The organism is Sporosarcina newyorkensis (genome assembly GCF_900167515.1).
Lineage (GTDB): Bacteria > Bacillota > Bacilli > Bacillales_A > Planococcaceae > Sporosarcina > Sporosarcina newyorkensis.
In genome coordinates this window covers 157,311-172,371 of sequence record NZ_FUYJ01000004.1, presented here as the reverse complement: position 1 = coordinate 172,371, position 15,061 = coordinate 157,311, and the positions used below count along the sequence as shown (strand labels likewise).

16 protein-coding genes are annotated in these 15,061 nt (G+C 43.9%); 15 read left to right on the top strand and 1 reads right to left on the bottom strand.

Annotated features, from left to right (window positions below; genetic code table 11):
* Positions 1-17 precede the first annotated feature (17 nt).
* Genes B5D59_RS09780 through spoVM form a run of 6 tightly spaced genes read left to right on the top strand, consistent with a single transcriptional unit; the run spans position 18 to position 5,127 of the window.
* Complete coding sequence (locus B5D59_RS09780; RefSeq protein WP_078817782.1) at positions 18-776, top strand: Stp1/IreP family PP2C-type Ser/Thr phosphatase; 759 nt, start codon at positions 18-20, stop codon at positions 774-776.
* Positions 773-2,737, top strand: a complete 1,965-nt coding sequence (gene pknB, locus B5D59_RS09775; RefSeq protein WP_078817781.1) for a Stk1 family PASTA domain-containing Ser/Thr kinase — start codon at positions 773-775, stop codon at positions 2,735-2,737. Before B5D59_RS09780 ends, pknB begins: the two co-directional genes overlap by 4 nt.
* 12 nt (positions 2,738-2,749) lie before the next feature.
* Entirely contained in the window at positions 2,750-3,631 is an 882-nt protein-coding gene (gene rsgA, locus B5D59_RS09770; RefSeq protein ID WP_078817780.1) for a ribosome small subunit-dependent GTPase A, read from the top strand.
* Positions 3,632-3,633: 2 nt separating this feature from the next.
* Complete coding sequence (gene rpe, locus B5D59_RS09765; protein ID WP_078817779.1) at positions 3,634-4,302, top strand: ribulose-phosphate 3-epimerase; 669 nt, start codon at positions 3,634-3,636, stop codon at positions 4,300-4,302.
* Entirely contained in the window at positions 4,299-4,952 is a 654-nt protein-coding gene (locus B5D59_RS09760) for a thiamine diphosphokinase (RefSeq protein ID WP_078817778.1), read from the top strand. Before rpe ends, B5D59_RS09760 begins: the two co-directional genes overlap by 4 nt.
* 13 nt (positions 4,953-4,965) lie before the next feature.
* Positions 4,966-5,127: a stage V sporulation protein SpoVM gene (spoVM, locus tag B5D59_RS18030; protein WP_139365993.1), complete on the top strand. Its 162-nt coding sequence runs from the start codon at positions 4,966-4,968 to the stop codon at positions 5,125-5,127.
* Positions 5,128-5,227: 100 nt separating this feature from the next.
* On the opposite strand, the gene rpmB is transcribed toward spoVM, so the two are convergent.
* Positions 5,228-5,416, bottom strand: coding sequence for a 50S ribosomal protein L28 (gene rpmB / locus B5D59_RS09755; RefSeq protein WP_078817777.1), 189 nt, complete (start codon positions 5,414-5,416; stop codon positions 5,228-5,230).
* Between the two features lie 213 nt (positions 5,417-5,629).
* Between rpmB and B5D59_RS09750 the strand changes: the two genes are divergently transcribed.
* The 9 genes from B5D59_RS09750 to rnc all read left to right on the top strand — a co-directional run bounded on the left by B5D59_RS09750 (position 5,630) and on the right by rnc (position 15,059).
* The gene (locus B5D59_RS09750; RefSeq protein WP_078817776.1) at positions 5,630-5,992 is read left to right on the top strand and encodes an Asp23/Gls24 family envelope stress response protein; all 363 of its coding nucleotides are present in this window, start codon (positions 5,630-5,632) and stop codon (positions 5,990-5,992) included.
* Between the two features lie 18 nt (positions 5,993-6,010).
* Complete coding sequence (locus tag B5D59_RS09745) at positions 6,011-7,669, top strand: DAK2 domain-containing protein (RefSeq protein ID WP_078817775.1); 1,659 nt, start codon at positions 6,011-6,013, stop codon at positions 7,667-7,669.
* A gap of 91 nt (positions 7,670-7,760) precedes the next feature.
* Positions 7,761-9,824 (top strand): ATP-dependent DNA helicase RecG, encoded by a 2,064-nt coding sequence (gene recG, locus B5D59_RS09740; RefSeq protein ID WP_078817774.1) that lies wholly within the window; start codon positions 7,761-7,763, stop codon positions 9,822-9,824.
* A 527-nt stretch (positions 9,825-10,351) separates the two neighbouring features.
* On the top strand, positions 10,352-10,927 hold the full coding sequence (gene fapR, locus B5D59_RS09735) for a transcription factor FapR (protein ID WP_009765546.1): 576 nt from the start codon (positions 10,352-10,354) through the stop codon (positions 10,925-10,927).
* 1 nt (position 10,928) lies between these two features.
* Positions 10,929-11,921, top strand: a complete 993-nt coding sequence (plsX, locus tag B5D59_RS09730) for a phosphate acyltransferase PlsX (RefSeq protein WP_078817773.1) — start codon at positions 10,929-10,931, stop codon at positions 11,919-11,921.
* A complete protein-coding gene (gene fabD / locus B5D59_RS09725) occupies positions 11,918-12,862 on the top strand; it encodes an ACP S-malonyltransferase (protein ID WP_078817772.1) in 945 nt (314 codons plus the stop codon). The genes plsX and fabD overlap by 4 nt, the downstream gene beginning before the upstream one ends.
* On the top strand, positions 12,862-13,608 hold the full coding sequence (gene fabG / locus B5D59_RS09720) for a 3-oxoacyl-[acyl-carrier-protein] reductase (RefSeq protein WP_078817771.1): 747 nt from the start codon (positions 12,862-12,864) through the stop codon (positions 13,606-13,608). Before fabD ends, fabG begins: the two co-directional genes overlap by 1 nt.
* Before the next feature lie 114 nt (positions 13,609-13,722).
* A complete protein-coding gene (locus B5D59_RS09715; RefSeq protein ID WP_040758847.1) occupies positions 13,723-13,962 on the top strand; it encodes an acyl carrier protein in 240 nt (79 codons plus the stop codon).
* Between the two features lie 329 nt (positions 13,963-14,291).
* A complete protein-coding gene (gene rnc, locus B5D59_RS09710) occupies positions 14,292-15,059 on the top strand; it encodes a ribonuclease III (protein ID WP_009765541.1) in 768 nt (255 codons plus the stop codon).
* Positions 15,060-15,061 lie beyond the last annotated feature (2 nt).

The following is a 15,061-nucleotide window of genomic DNA, read 5'->3' as shown; positions in this document are numbered from 1 at the left end:
GGAATGGGGGTTAGCTTATGGAATATGAGATTCGCTCAGATACTGGACGCAAGCGGACAGTAAATGAAGATGAGGCGGCTGTGTTCGTTCATCCTAAAAACAATACAGTGCTAGCCGTCATTGCAGATGGAATGGGGGGGCATAAAGGCGGCGACTTTGCCAGCTCTACTGCCGTACGAATGATTGGCGAGCAATTCATGTCGGCAAGTGACGATGTGGAGACGGAACAGGACTGGTATGATTTATTGTACGATACGGTCGTGGATATCAATCTGTTTTTATATACAAAAGCCCAGCAGGATGAAAGTTTTAAAGGTATGGGAACGACGCTTGACCTTGCGTTGATTTTAGGGGATCAATGCCTTGTTTTCCATGTAGGAGACAGCAGGATTTACCAAGTGACAGGCAAGGCTATACGGCAAATTACGAAGGATCATTCGTTCGTCAATATACTGATCGAAAGCGGAGAGATTACGGAACAGGAAGCAGAAGTGCATCCGCAGAGAAACTGGATTATGAAAGCGGTGGGCTCTGAAAAGTCGATTGTACCAGATTTGTATACCATTCCAGTGCCATCTCAATCGTACTTGTTGCTGTGCACAGATGGGTTAAGCAATAAAGTCGAAAAGGAACTGATGCTTGATATTATATTGCGTGACGTTTCATTGGCTGACAAAGTGGATACGTTCGTGGAGTTGGCAAATGAACGTGGCGGCGAAGATAATATTACGGCGATCTTACTGGAAATACCTGAAACCGAGGTGATTTCCACATGATCGGTAAACGGATTGGTAAACGATATGAAATTATCCGTGTGATCGGTGATGGAGGAATGTCAAGGGTTTATCTGGCACATGATATGATTCTTGATCGGGACGTGGCAATCAAAGTATTGCACTATGATTTTGCGAATGAAGAAGAATTGAAAAAGCGATTTCAAAGAGAAGCACTTTCAGCGACAAGTTTGACCCATCCTCATATCGTCAATATTTTTGATGTCGGCCAAGAAGATGAGCTTCATTACTTGGTAATGGAATACATACCAGGCCGGACGTTAAAAGAGTATATACACACACACGGAGCATTATCAGCTGACCATGCTGTATCCATTATGCAGCAACTGGTGTCAGCGATCTCTCATGCCCATCATAATGGCATCGTCCATCGTGACATTAAACCGCAAAATGTCCTGATGAATGGTGAAGACGACGTCAAGATTACGGACTTTGGTATCGCGATGGCGCTGAACTCCACAGCACATACGAAAACGAATTCAGTTATTGGTACCGTTCATTATTTATCTCCTGAGCAGGCGCGGGGAGGCATGGCTACAAAGCGCTCGGATATTTATTCGTTAGGGATCGTTTTTTATGAATTGTTGACAGGAAAGCTTCCTTTTTCTGCGGAGACGGCTGTTGCTATTGCGCTGAAGCATTTGCAGGAAGAGACGCCTTCTGTACGGGAGCAGCTTCCTGAAATTCCGCAAACTGTGGAGAATGTCATTTTGAAAGCGACCGCGAAGGATGCCAACTATCGATACGCCACAGCCGATGAAATGTACGATGACCTATTAACGGTCTTTTCACCGGAACGTGCGAATGACAAGAAATTTACATTGCCTTTTGATGATGATCGAACAGTAGCGATTCCAATCGTGAAAGACACTTCGAAATTCGATAATGTGGAAAATACCGTAAAACACACACCGCCAGCAGTGGAACCGGTTCCGCCGGATGAGAAGAAAAAGAAAAAGAAGAAATGGCCACTTATTGTGGGAGCAAGCCTTCTGGTCATTGCCTTACTTGCAGTGGTACTGACGATGTGGCTGAAACCTAAAGAAATTATCGTTCCTGAAGTAATAGGTGAGGAAGAACTAGCCGCAACGGAGCTGCTAGAAAAAGAAGGTTTTGTCATAGATGAACGATTGGAAGAAACGTCTGATGAATTCAACGCAGGTCAGGTCATCAAAACGATACCGGAAGCCGGCAAGAAGCGAAAAGAGGGAGACGGCGTTAAACTGTTTGTCAGTATAGGTAAAGATAAAATGAAACTGCTCAACTATGTCGGCCGCAGTTACGAAGCGACCGTGCAATTTCTAGAAAATTATGGGTTCGAGAAGATTACTCCAGTTGAAGAGTATTCTGACGAGCCCATAGGGACCATTATTGGACAGCAGCCAGAAGCCGATCAAGAAGTCGTTCCTGAAGATACGGAAATCATTTTTACGGTCAGTAAAGGAAAAGAGCTGCATTCGTTGAATGATTTAAGCGGTATGACAGAAAAACAATTAGAGAGCTACGCAAAAAGTGCAGTGCTTACTATTCATATTGTCAGCGGGGAATATTCGGAGACGGTTGAAAAAGGTCGTGTGATCTCTCAAAAACCTCCCAAAGGAACGAAGATGGATAAACATGAACGTGTCGATGTCGTCATGTCAAAAGGGGCTCCATCGAAACCCGTCAAACTGTTAGTGAAAACTATTACGATTCCATATGAAAATCCTGAAGATGAGGATGAATGGGAAGAGGGAGACGAACGAGAGCCTCAGAAAATTCAAATTTATATACAAGATCGCAAACATACAATGAACGATCCTGTAGAAGAATTTGAAATTACTGAAGATACTTCCCGTAAGATCACCATCGAGCTTGAGGAAGGTGAACGGGGCGGTTATAAAGTGTTGCGCAACCAGACCGTGATAGAAGAAGATAAATTTGACTATAAAGAGTTGAATTAAAGGAGGAGTTCGATGGCGGAAGGCCAAATTCGAAAAGCGATCAGCGGCTTCTATTATGTTGAACATAATGGTGAATTAATTCAGTGTAAGAGTCGGGGAGTTTTTCGGTTAAAAGGAATTAACCCACTTGTTGGCGATATGGTCACCTATACACCAGATGGTGAGAATGACGCGACCATCACAGATGTTCATCCAAGGAAAAGTGAACTTGTTAGACCACCCATAGCGAATGTGGACCAGGTACTACTAGTATTTTCCGTTGTAGAGCCAGATATGAGTCTTCGTTTGTTGGATCGTTTTCTCTCTGTTATTGAATCGCACCGTCTAGAACCAATTATTTATGTTTCCAAGGAAGATTTAGCGAACCAGCAGACAATAGCGGAAAATGAAGGGAATTTAGCCTATTATCGGCGTATTGGTTATACCGTATTGCGTAATGTGGGCAACGAAGAGCAGTTGATTGAAGTACTGCGCCCCTATTTAAATGGCAAAACAACCGTGCTTGCAGGTCAGTCAGGGGTTGGAAAATCGACGTTGCTCAATACGATTCTCCCCGAGTTGGAGTTGAAGACAGGAGTCATCTCAGACGCACTCGGGCGTGGTAAGCATACGACGCGCCACGTAGAACTGCTCGAAATTGCGGATGGATTAGTTGCGGATACACCTGGCTTTAGTTCATTGGGCTTCGAACATATTAAGAAAGAAGAATTACGAGATTGTTTTGTAGAGATATCGGAAGCCGGTGAAGGATGTAAATTTCGGGGCTGCCTTCATGTCAAGGAGCCTGGTTGCGCTGTGAAAGCACAAGTGGAAGAAGGAACGATCTCTGAAGCGCGTTACAAGAATTACTTACTGTTCTTACAAGAAATTATAGATCGAAAGCCGAGGTATTGATCATGGTAAAAATTGCGCCATCTATTTTAGCAGCTGATTTTTCAAAGCTGGGAGAAGAAGTAAAGGAAGTAGAAAAAGCGGGTGCGGAGCTCATTCATATCGATGTGATGGACGGTCACTTTGTACCAAATATTACAATGGGTCCTATAGTTGTCGAAGCGTTGCGCCCTTTAACAAAATTACCATTGGATGTTCATTTGATGATCGAGAATCCAGATGCGTATATCGAAAGTTTTGCTAAAGCAGGTGCAGATTATATTACGGTTCATGTAGAGGCTTGCCGTCACTTGCACAGAACATTGCAATTGATTAAATCAACAGGCGCTAAACCTGGCGTTGTGTTGAATCCGCATACGCCTGTTGATCAGATCATGCATGTTTTGGAAGATGTGGATATGGTATTGTTCATGACAGTCAATCCAGGGTTTGGCGGACAGTCATTTATTGAATCTGTCGTGCCAAAAGTAAAGCAACTGTCAGAAATTATTTCAGCACGCGGTCTTTCTATTGAAATTGAGATCGATGGCGGTATCAATGAAGAGACTATCAAGCCATGTGTGGAAGCTGGAGCAACCATTTTCGTTGCAGGCTCTGCAATCTACAATCAAAAAGATCGTGCAAAGGCATTGCAAGCAATAAAATCTGCTGGTGAGAGTGTGATGCAAAAATGAAATATGCCATTATTTGTGCGGCAGGTCCCATTGAGGAAGTCGTAGATTTGGCAGAATATGATCAGCAGGACACGGTCTATATTGGTGTGGACCGTGGTGCTCTTTATTTATTGGAAAAAGGAATTCAACCGCATGAAGCAGTGGGAGACTTTGACTCCGTGTCAAAAGAGCAATTCGAAAAAATCACTTCAGCGGTGGAAATCGTGCATCGTGTCAACGAAGAAAAAGATGAGACGGATACGGAATTGGCTGTACAGCGAGCCCTGACGTATGATCCGGATTATATCATATTGACTGGCGTGACGGGCGGCAGATTGGATCACCTGCAATCTGCTTTACATTTATTATATAGGGTGCAATCAGAGCATCGCAGAGTGAAATTTAAAATTCACAACACAACCAATGATATCCGTGTCATGTTGCCGGGTGTACGACGTGTAAAAAAAGATGAGCGTTACCCATACACTTCTTTTTTCTCGTTTGGGCCTGTGGTGACAGGATTGACGTTGACTGGGTTTAAATACGAAACAGTGAATGAACGGTTGGAAATCGGCACGACTCGATTCACCAGTAATGAAACGGTGGCGGATGTTTGTACTATCTCTTTCCGAGACGGCATATGCTTAATGGTAAGGAGTTCAGATTCCTGAAAGGAGTGGGGATTTGCGAGTATATACATTTACGCTACCGAAATTCGTTAGCAATATTGTCAGAAAGTGCGCAGTCGCGTTCCAGAAGGACGGCCGTGCGAAATCAACAGTTGCAACGAATAGTAAAGTCAGCAAGTCAAAGAGACGTAAAAAAGAAAAAACACAAGGCGCCTAATTTAGGTGCCTTGTGTTTTTTCTTTTTGCCGAAAGCAAAAAGCGCCAGGTAATCCCTCCAACGTCTGTCGAGGCTACCCGGCGCTTTCAGCATTTGATTATTATACTCGTTGTACTTTGCCTGATTTTAGAGCTCTTGCAGATACCCAAACACGTTTAGGTTTGCCGTCTACTAAGATTCTAACTTTTTGAAGGTTTGCTCCCCAAGTGCGTTTGCTTGAGTTCAGAGCGTGTGAACGAGAGTTTCCAGAACGTGCTTTACGTCCAGTGATAACACATTGTTTAGCCATTTTAGTACCTCCTCGTGAATTATTTAGCGATTCACGTTACAATTCGCATACCATAGTACTTTATCATAAGCGGGAGATCGATGCAACATTTTTTTAGGAGACCTTCAAGCTTTTTTCCTTTACACTATAATTCAGCGACAACAATGCTTTCTTTCTTGATAAATTACCGTATAATGTACGTATATGCGTGAAAAGAGTTGGGAGGAGAAGAGGATGTCAATCGAACTGAAAAATGAACATGGAACTATCGATATTACGAATGACGTAATTGCCCAAGTCGTCGGTGAGGCTGCGATCGAGTGTTACGGAATTGTGGGAATGGCTTCACAACACCAAATTCGTGACGGACTTACAGAAATTCTCCGAAAAGAAAACTTTGCTCGCGGGGTGATTGTACGTAACGAAGGGAATGCTTTTCATATCGATATGTATGTCATCATGAGCTATGGTACGAAAATTACTGAAGTGGCCTATCAAGTACAATCGAAAGTACAATATACAGTTAAGAAAGTGTTAGGTCTCACAGTAAGTTCAGTAAATATTTTTGTTCAAGGAGTTCGGGTAACGAACCTGTAGAAGGAGGCCTTTGAGTTAATGAGTTCAATAAATGGATTGCAATTTGCGAAGATGGTGGAAATGGGTGCACATCACCTTCACCAGAATGCGGATTATGTGGATTCTTTAAACGTATTCCCTGTACCAGACGGTGATACAGGGACGAATATGAATTTATCCATGACTTCAGGTGCGAAAGAAACAGGCTTGAACGCACAGGAACATATCGGCATGACTGCCCAAGCTTTCTCTAAAGGTCTGTTGATGGGTGCTCGCGGAAACTCAGGTGTGATTTTATCTCAACTATTCCGCGGATTCAGCAAACAGATTGAAAGCGAATCGGAAGTTAATGTAGAGCAATTTGCAGAAGCCCTTCAATACGGTGTTGAAACTGCCTATAAAGCAGTCATGAAGCCGGTAGAAGGAACAATTTTGACAGTAGCAAAAGATGCCGCGAATGCAGCAGTTTCTCATAAAGAACAAGCGGCAGATCTAACCGAATTAATGGAAATCATTGTCGAAGAAGCGAAGGCTTCTTTAAAAAGAACGCCTGATCTATTGCCAGTATTGAAGGAAGTAGGGGTAGTGGACAGTGGTGGACAAGGCCTTGTGTATGTGTATGAAGGCTTTTTGGCTTGTTTAAAAGGTGAAGACTTGCCTGCAAAGACCGTTGTCCATTCCATGGAAGACTTAGTCAAGACAGAACATCATCGCAGTGTGCAAAGTTTCATGAACACCGAAGATATTGAGTTTGGTTATTGTACGGAGTTTATGGTGAAATTGGATGCGGACAAGCTGCATGAGAAACCATTTGATGAAGATACTTTCCGCCAAGATCTGAGTGAGTTGGGTGATTCATTGCTTGTTATATCCGACGATGAAGTGGTGAAAGTACATATTCATACAGAAGAGCCGGGAGATGCTTTGTCTTATGGGCAGAAATACGGTTCATTGACAAAGATGAAAATAGAGAATATGCGCGAACAGCACAGTGATATTATGGAGCGTGACAGCATTCCGACAGCTACTCCTAAACAGCAACACAAGTATGCTATCGTCACAGTTTCGATGGGTTCAGGTATCGCTGAGCTTCTAAAGAGCATCGGTGCATCCGCTGTCATTGAAGGCGGACAGACGATGAATCCTTCTACTGAAGATATTATTAAAGCAATAGAAGAGATTGGTGCAGAAAAGGTATTGATCCTGCCGAATAATAAAAATATTATTATGGCAGCTGAGCAGGCAGCGGACGTTTTGTCTATTGAAGCAGCGGTCGTGCCTACTAAATCTGTACCTGAAGGATTGGCGGCAATTTTAGCATTCAATCCGGAAGCGACAGTTGAAAAGAATGCGCAGACTATGAAGGAAGCTGCTTCTTCTGTTAAGACAGGACAGGTCACATATGCGGTACGGGATACTTCTATTGACGGAGTGACGATTCAAAAAGATGATTTCATAGGAATTGCTCAAGGTAAAATCACAAGTTCAGCTCCTTCATTGGATGACGTGACAAAAAGCCTGGCAGCCTCATTGATTGATGAGGACGATGAAATCGTCACGATTATTTATGGAGAAGACGTTGCATCAGACGAAGCGGAAAAGATTGCTGCATATATCGAAGAGCAATTTGATTTCGTAGATGTGGAATTGTATGCAGGAAAACAACCGCTCTATCCGTATATTTTATCAGTTGAATAAAATGATGCGTTGCCCTTTTTTACAAGGGCAACGTTTTTATTTTCCAGCTTTTTCGTGGTAAACTAAAAAAGAAGAACATCCGTTTTCTAACCTGCGTAGAAAGGAGGAGTTTCGGGTGGAAAATATACTGCAAAATAGTGTCGGCACAGTGAAAGGTATCGGAAAGACCACTACTGAACAATTTCAAAAGCTGGGTATTGTGACGATTGAAGATTTACTGTACACATTTCCTTACAGGCATGAAGATTTCAGAATGACCGACTTGACGGAAACTCCGCATAACGAGCGGGTAACCGTTGAAGGACGAGTGGAGTCAGAACCCACCGTTTTTTATTCTGGAAAGAATCGTTCACGCCTTCAAATCCGTCTATTGGTTGGTCATCATTTAGTGAAGGCCATTTTTTTTAATCAACATTATTTAAAGGAACGTCTTTCGACTGGGATGAAAATCAATGTGACAGGTACTTGGGACAGAGGTCGCCAATCTATCACAGTTAACCGTTTGCATACAGGAGAGCAAATCGACTTTGAGCCGGTTTATAGCTTGAAAGGCGTCATGCATCAAAAAACATTCAGGCGATATATGCGAAATACTCTGGATGTTGCTGCAGGGGACCTTATCGAGACGTTGCCTGCTTCTATCATAGAAGAATACCGTCTTCCTACATTGGCGGAGGCGCTCGAAATGATTCATTTCCCGACAAAGCTGGAAGACGTCAAGCAAGCACGCAGAAGATTTGTTTATGAGGAATTATTGCTTTTTCAGTTGAAAATTGAAGGAATGAAGAAACTGCGAAAAGAGCAGGAACAAGGGCTTATTATCCAATATGACTTAGATTTACTGAAGAAATTCATCAAATCACTACCTTTTGAGTTAACCAACGCACAAAAAAGAGTCGTCAATGAGTTGTGTGCCGAATTAAAGGCACCGCTCCGTATGAATCGTTTGTTGCAAGGGGATGTTGGTTCAGGGAAGACAGCAGTAGCGGCTATCGCTTTATATGCAACGATTACAGCAGGTTTTCAAGGGGCGCTCATGGCCCCGACAGAGATTTTGGCTGAGCAGCATGCGGAGTTGCTGGCGGATTGGTTTGAACCGTTTGGCGTCACCGTGGCGTTTTTGGCCGGTTCTACAAAAGCGAAAGCTCGACGGGAATTGCTTGAGAAGTTAGAAGCAGGAGATATTGATTTGCTGATCGGCACACATGCTCTTATACAGCCTGAGGTTCAATTTTGTCGGCTGGGATTTGTCGTGACGGATGAACAGCACCGTTTTGGTGTAGAGCAACGGCGTGTATTGCGGGATAAAGGATTGAATCCTGATGTCTTGTTCATGACAGCGACTCCGATACCCCGGACACTTGCGATTACAGTCTTTGGTGAAATGGACGTCTCCATAATCGATGAATTGCCGGCAGGACGAAAAGAAATTGAGACACATTGGCTGAAAGAGGAGTCTTTGCTTCCGGTCTTGCAGAAGATGGAGAAGGAACTGCGGGCGGGTCGCCAGGCATATGTTATTTGCCCGCTTATTGAGGAATCCGATAAACTGGATGTCCAAAACGCGGTGGAAGTCCATGCTGAACTAAGCAATTATTTTGCTGGCCGTTACAATGTCGGCTTAATGCATGGCCGCTTACCTTCTGTTGAAAAAGATCAAGTAATGCGCTCTTTTAGTGAAGGAGAACTCAATATTTTAGTCTCTACCACTGTTGTAGAAGTCGGAGTAAATGTACCGAACGCGACGTTTATGCTGATCTATGATGCGACCAGATTTGGATTAGCGCAACTGCATCAGTTAAGAGGACGTGTTGGCCGTGGGTCTGATCAGTCGTATTGTGTCTTGCTTGCCAATCCTACATCGGAAGAAGGAAAAATGCGTATGCAGTCTATGACAGAGACAAATGATGGATTCGTTTTGGCGGAAAAGGATTTAGAACTGCGTGGCGCTGGTGACATTTTTGGGAAAAAGCAAAGCGGTATGCCGGAATTCAAAGTAGCCGATTTGGTCCATGATTTTAAAGCGCTGTCGACTGCTAGGCAAGATGCAGAACGGTTATTGAATTCGCCGGAGTTTTGGTGTGACGATGAGTTTGCAGCATTGCGAAACCAGCTTGAACAGTCCGGGGCGTTAACGGAAAAAAGAATTGATTAAGGGAATGTCAGGCGTGTTGATTGACTGATTTTTAACATTTTCCTGCAAATTGCATTATAAATGCAACAAAAATTAAAAGAATGCAGTCGGCGAGTTCTTTTGGCCAAGTTGTTGTGGCACGGGTGTATCCATGGGGATTTCCGTTCCAGACGGTACGCTTTCCGGGGGGTGTGGCTTTGAGCCTTCAGGAGTCGACCGTCTTACACTTCACTCCCTATTTTGTGTAGACTAGGCAATTCGACTTTCATTTGAAATTAGGAAAAACTAAATAATATCGCTTTTATTTTGGTCTTCTCCTTAAGAGTGAACACACTTTAACTCGCTACTTACAAGACAAAAGCCCTTGCGCTATCCAACAAGAAGTCGGGGATTTGCTCGGAGGACAAATCCCGAGGAATACACCTTTTCCCACACTATTTCGTTCTTTTTCCAAAACAGCAAACAAATTCGTTAACCTCTTGCAATCTGTTAAACCTCTTTATATACTTAGTATTAATACCAAGTGCTAATCTGAAGGGGTGTAGCAATTGAAAGTTCCTAAGAAGGAGAGGCAACACTTATTAAGGAGCTTGCTTGACGAAGATCCTTTTTTAACGGATGAAGATATCGCCGGGCATTTTTCGGTGAGTGTTCAAACAGTTCGGCTGGATCGTCTTGAGTGCGGCATTCCTGAACTAAGAGAACGTCTGAAGTCCGTTGCTTCGCAGCATATGAAGGAAACAGTGAAGTCTTTGCAGACCGAAGAAATATTCGGAGAAATCATAGACGTGGAATTGGATGATAAAGCGCTCTCAATCTTTGATGTCACGGACGACCATGTCTTTAAACGCAACGGGATTGCTAGAGGACATCATTTATTCGCCCAGGCCAATTCGCTCGCCGTAGCTGTTTTGGATGACGATTTGGCTTTGACTGTTCGTTCTTCTTTACATTTTGCGAAACCCGTAAAGGCAGGAGACCGAGTCGTAGCTCGGGCAGTTGTGCGCCAAGAGACATTAAAAAATAAGAGTACGGTTGTTGATGTCATTTCTACAGTGGAAAGTGAACCTGTTTTTTCTGGAGAGTTTTTGATGTACCGTACTACAAAAAAGGCAGGTAAGTGACATGATTATAGCAGTGGACGCAATGGGCGGAGATCATGCTCCTGGAGAGATTATTAAAGGAGTATTACAAAGCCTGCATGCATTTGATGATATTTCAATACATATATTCGGTGATGAAGAGAAAATGGCACCTTTCTTAGAGGAGCATCCCCGCTTACAAGTAGTTCATTGTTCAGAAGTGATTGAACCTGACGATGAACCGGTGCGTGCGATACGGAAGAAGAAGGACGCTTCGATGGTTCGCATGGCTCAAGCGGTGAAAGATGGAGAAGCGCAGGCATGTGTCTCTGCCGGAAACACAGGGGCGCTCATGTCGGCAGGGTTATTCATTGTCGGTCGATTGGAAGGAATCCAAAGGCCGGCACTTGCGCCAACATTGCCGACCCTTGACGGCAAAGGTTTCGTACTGTTGGATGTAGGAGCGAATTCTGATAGTAAACCTGCACATTTGGTTCAATTTGCAGTTATGGGCAGTGTGTATGCCGAAAGAGTACGTGGCATTGAAAAGCCGCGTGTTGGGTTATTAAATATCGGAACAGAACCAGGTAAAGGAAATGACTTGACGAAACATGCATTTGAAGAACTGCAAAATGCACCGATTCATTTTATCGGCAACGTAGAATCTCGGGATTTGCTGAATGGGGCAGCAGATGTTGTCGTGACGGATGGGTTTACGGGGAATATGGTTCTGAAGACGATTGAAGGCACGGCATCTAACGTGTTCTCTATGTTGAAGGAAGTATTCATGTCCTCTTTCAAGACAAAGCTTGCTGCAGGATTAGTAAAAGATGACATGAAAAGTCTTAAACAAAAAATGGATTATTCCGAGTATGGCGGGGCGGGTCTATTCGGCTTGAATCATCCTGTGATCAAAGCACATGGATCTTCAAACGCCAATGCATTATTCAATGCAGTACGCCAAGCACGCACGATGGTACAATATCGTGTATGTGAAACAATTAGAGAAACACTTGGGGAGGAAGAGGAATCTTGAGTAAACTGGCATTTGTTTTCCCGGGACAAGGCTCTCAAGCCGTGGGGATGGGTAAGGAATTTGCGGAGAAGGATGAGGCGTGTAAACAGTTCTTGCAACAGGCTGATGCTGCACTTGGCTTTGAGTTGAGTAAACTGATCCTCGAAGGACCAGCAGATGATCTGACGCTGACCTATAATGCACAACCTGCACTTTTGACAGTCGGTGCGATGATTGCAGCGAAATTAGAGAGAGCTGGCATCATACCTGATTATTCAGCAGGCCATAGCCTTGGAGAATACACGGCACTTGTCGAATCAAAAGTACTTTCATTTGAAGATGCGGTAGTAGCAGTGCATAAACGAGGAAAATTCATGAATGAAGCAGTTCCGGCTGGAGAAGGAACAATGGCGGCGATTCTAGGCATGGACCGGGATGTGTTGGAGTCGATCACTCGTAATATTACAGAATCAGGGGATCCCGTTCAGCCCGCTAATCTTAATTGCCCAGGTCAAATTGTTATATCCGGTGCGAAAAAAGGTGTAGACAAAGCATGTGTCGCACTAAAAGAAGCCGGTGCAAAACGTGCATTACCTTTAAATGTCAGCGGGCCATTCCATTCGGTATTGATGCAGCCGGCTGCGGATGAGTTGCAAAAAACATTAGCTGATATCTTGATGAAAGATGCAGAAATTCCTGTAGTTGCCAATGTTACAGCAGATGTTGTGACCGAGCAGGCAGAAATTAAGCGCTTATTGGTTGAGCAATTGTATTCACCAGTTCGCTGGGAAGAATCAGTAGAAAGACTTCTTGAACTTGGCGTAACTCGTTTCATTGAATGCGGACCAGGAAAAGTACTCAGTGGATTGATCCGAAAGATCGACCGGACAGCAACAGTGTATCCGGTGTATGATGAAGCGTCATTGCAAAAAGTACTAGAAGAAGCGAAAGGGTGGGTGTAATGGGAAGATTCGATGAGAAAACAGCGGTCGTCACAGGTGCTTCCAGAGGGATCGGACGCACTGTTGCGTTACGTTTGGCATCAGAAGGCGCTAAAGTTGTCGTGAATTATAGCGGCAGTCAAGAAAAAGCAGAAGCTGTTGTGGAAGAGATACGTTCAGCAGGAGGAGAAGCATTTGCATTCCAGGCGAATGTCTCCGATGCCGATCAAGTGAAAGAAATGATGGATGAAGCTATCAAGCAATTTGGTTCCATCGATTTCCTCGTCAATAATGCAGGCATTACGCGTGATAATTTATTGATGCGCATGAAAGAGGATGAGTGGGATGATGTACTGGCTATTAATTTGAAAGGTGTCTTCCTTTGTACGAAAGCTGTCACTCGGCAAATGATGCGTCAGCGTGCAGGAAGAATCGTCAATTTAGCTTCAGTCGTTGGTGTCGTTGGAAACGCTGGACAAGCAAACTATGTTGCTGCAAAAGCTGGTGTTATTGGCCTGACGAAAACAACGGCGAAAGAATTGGCAGCCCGCAATATTCTAGTAAATGCGGTAGCACCTGGATTTATTACAACGGATATGACAGACGAACTGGGCGAAGAGATGAAAGAACAGTTACTGTCGACTATTCCTTTAGGTAAGCTGGGCAGTGCTGAGGATGTTGCAGGCACAGTGGCGTTTTTGCTTTCCGATGAAGCGAAGTATATTACGGGCCAAACGATCAATGTCGATGGCGGCATGGTGATGTAAACGAATTAGTTCTTCGGATGCTTCAATCTATGGTTGCACTTTGAGGAGAGAAACCTCTATAATTCAATAGAAGTTATGAGGCGGACACTTGGCCTTTGAGAGGAGGTGACTATGTTGTCAACAGTACTTGAACGAGTAACAAAAGTAGTTGTCGACCGTCTAGGCGTCGATGAAAGCGAAGTAAAACCTGAAGCTTCTTTCCGGGAGGACTTAGGGGCTGATTCACTAGATGTAGTAGAGCTTGTTATGGAATTTGAAGATGAGTTTGAAACAGAAATTTCTGATGACGATGCAGAGAAAATTGCAACTGTCGGAGATGCAGTATCGTACATTAAAGAAAAAGTTGGCGAATGACCTTTTCGGTGAGACACTTTCGACCTTTCATCTGGGAGGTCGAAAGCGTCTCTTTTCTCATGCAAAAGCGTAAGACGCCGTTTAGCCCCGAGAGGCTGGCGTCTGAAACTAGATGATGCAAAAGCGGAGACGGCTGTTTAGCCCCGACAGGCGTTGGAAGACTGGCAATAAAGGCGCCTTTTGCCTTTACTGCCAGTCTGAAACGACCCGAGGGGCTAGCCGTTGCAGCTAGATGATACAAAAGCGGAGACGGCTAGCAGTTGCTGATTTTTATTACAAAAGGAACACAAAAAGTCAACACAGATTACAGATGAGAGGCAGAGTAGCTTATGAAAAATAAAAGACATTATAAAGAAGCATCATCCCATCCTTCATTGCCGCAAGCTGTTCGAGAGAAATTCAAAGCGCTTCAACAGCAATTAGGTGTACAATTCAAGGATGAAAATTTACTGTTTAACGCGTTTACGCACTCTTCTTACGTTAATGAACACCGCCGCAAAAAGTTTTCCGACAACGAGAGATTGGAGTTTTTAGGGGATGCCGTATTGGAACTGGGCGTCTCTAAATTTCTGTTTCGTACAGAACCGACAAAAAGTGAAGGTGAGCTGACGAAGCTGCGAGCCGCTATTGTATGTGAGCCATCACTCGTTAAGTTTTCCAATGAGCTCCATTTTGGTGACTATATTTTGCTTGGCAAAGGTGAAGAGCTGACAGGGGGAAGAATGCGTCCCGCGTTGCTGGCAGACGTATTTGAAGCATATATTGGCGCATTGTACTTGGATCAGGGCATGGAAGTGGTTGAAGAATTTCTAAAACGAATCGTTTTTCCGAAAATCAGTGTCGGAGCTTTTTCGCATGTGACAGATTATAAGAGTCGTTTGCAAGAATTGGTGCAGCAAAAGAATCATGGACCTCTTCAATATGAAGTGGTTGAGGAAAAAGGTCCTGCACATGCGAAAAAGTTTGTTACCGTAGTCAATCTTGATGACCAACAACTCGGTAAAGGAATTGGAAAGTCTAAAAAAGAAGCCGAACAGGAAGCTGCCCGTCGAGCGATCGAACAATTACAGTCGCAGATAGACGAAGGAGAGAACTGATC

Bases quoted from the DNA above. Each gene is read 5' to 3' on its own strand.
- B5D59_RS09780 (WP_078817782.1), top strand. From the start codon at position 18: ATGGAATATGAGATTCGCTCAGATACTGGACGCAAGCGGACAGTAAAT.
- pknB (WP_078817781.1), top strand. From the start codon at position 773: ATGATCGGTAAACGGATTGGTAAACGATATGAAATTATCCGTGTGATC.
- rsgA (WP_078817780.1), top strand. From the start codon at position 2,750: ATGGCGGAAGGCCAAATTCGAAAAGCGATCAGCGGCTTCTATTATGTT.
- rpe (WP_078817779.1), top strand. From the start codon at position 3,634: ATGGTAAAAATTGCGCCATCTATTTTAGCAGCTGATTTTTCAAAGCTG.
- B5D59_RS09760 (WP_078817778.1), top strand. From the start codon at position 4,299: ATGAAATATGCCATTATTTGTGCGGCAGGTCCCATTGAGGAAGTCGTA.
- rpmB (WP_078817777.1), bottom strand. From the start codon at position 5,416: ATGGCTAAACAATGTGTTATCACTGGACGTAAAGCACGTTCTGGAAAC.
- B5D59_RS09750 (WP_078817776.1), top strand. From the start codon at position 5,630: ATGTCAATCGAACTGAAAAATGAACATGGAACTATCGATATTACGAAT.
- B5D59_RS09745 (WP_078817775.1), top strand. From the start codon at position 6,011: ATGAGTTCAATAAATGGATTGCAATTTGCGAAGATGGTGGAAATGGGT.
- plsX (WP_078817773.1), top strand. From the start codon at position 10,929: ATGATTATAGCAGTGGACGCAATGGGCGGAGATCATGCTCCTGGAGAG.
- fabG (WP_078817771.1), top strand. From the start codon at position 12,862: ATGGGAAGATTCGATGAGAAAACAGCGGTCGTCACAGGTGCTTCCAGA.
- rnc (WP_009765541.1), top strand. From the start codon at position 14,292: ATGAAAAATAAAAGACATTATAAAGAAGCATCATCCCATCCTTCATTG.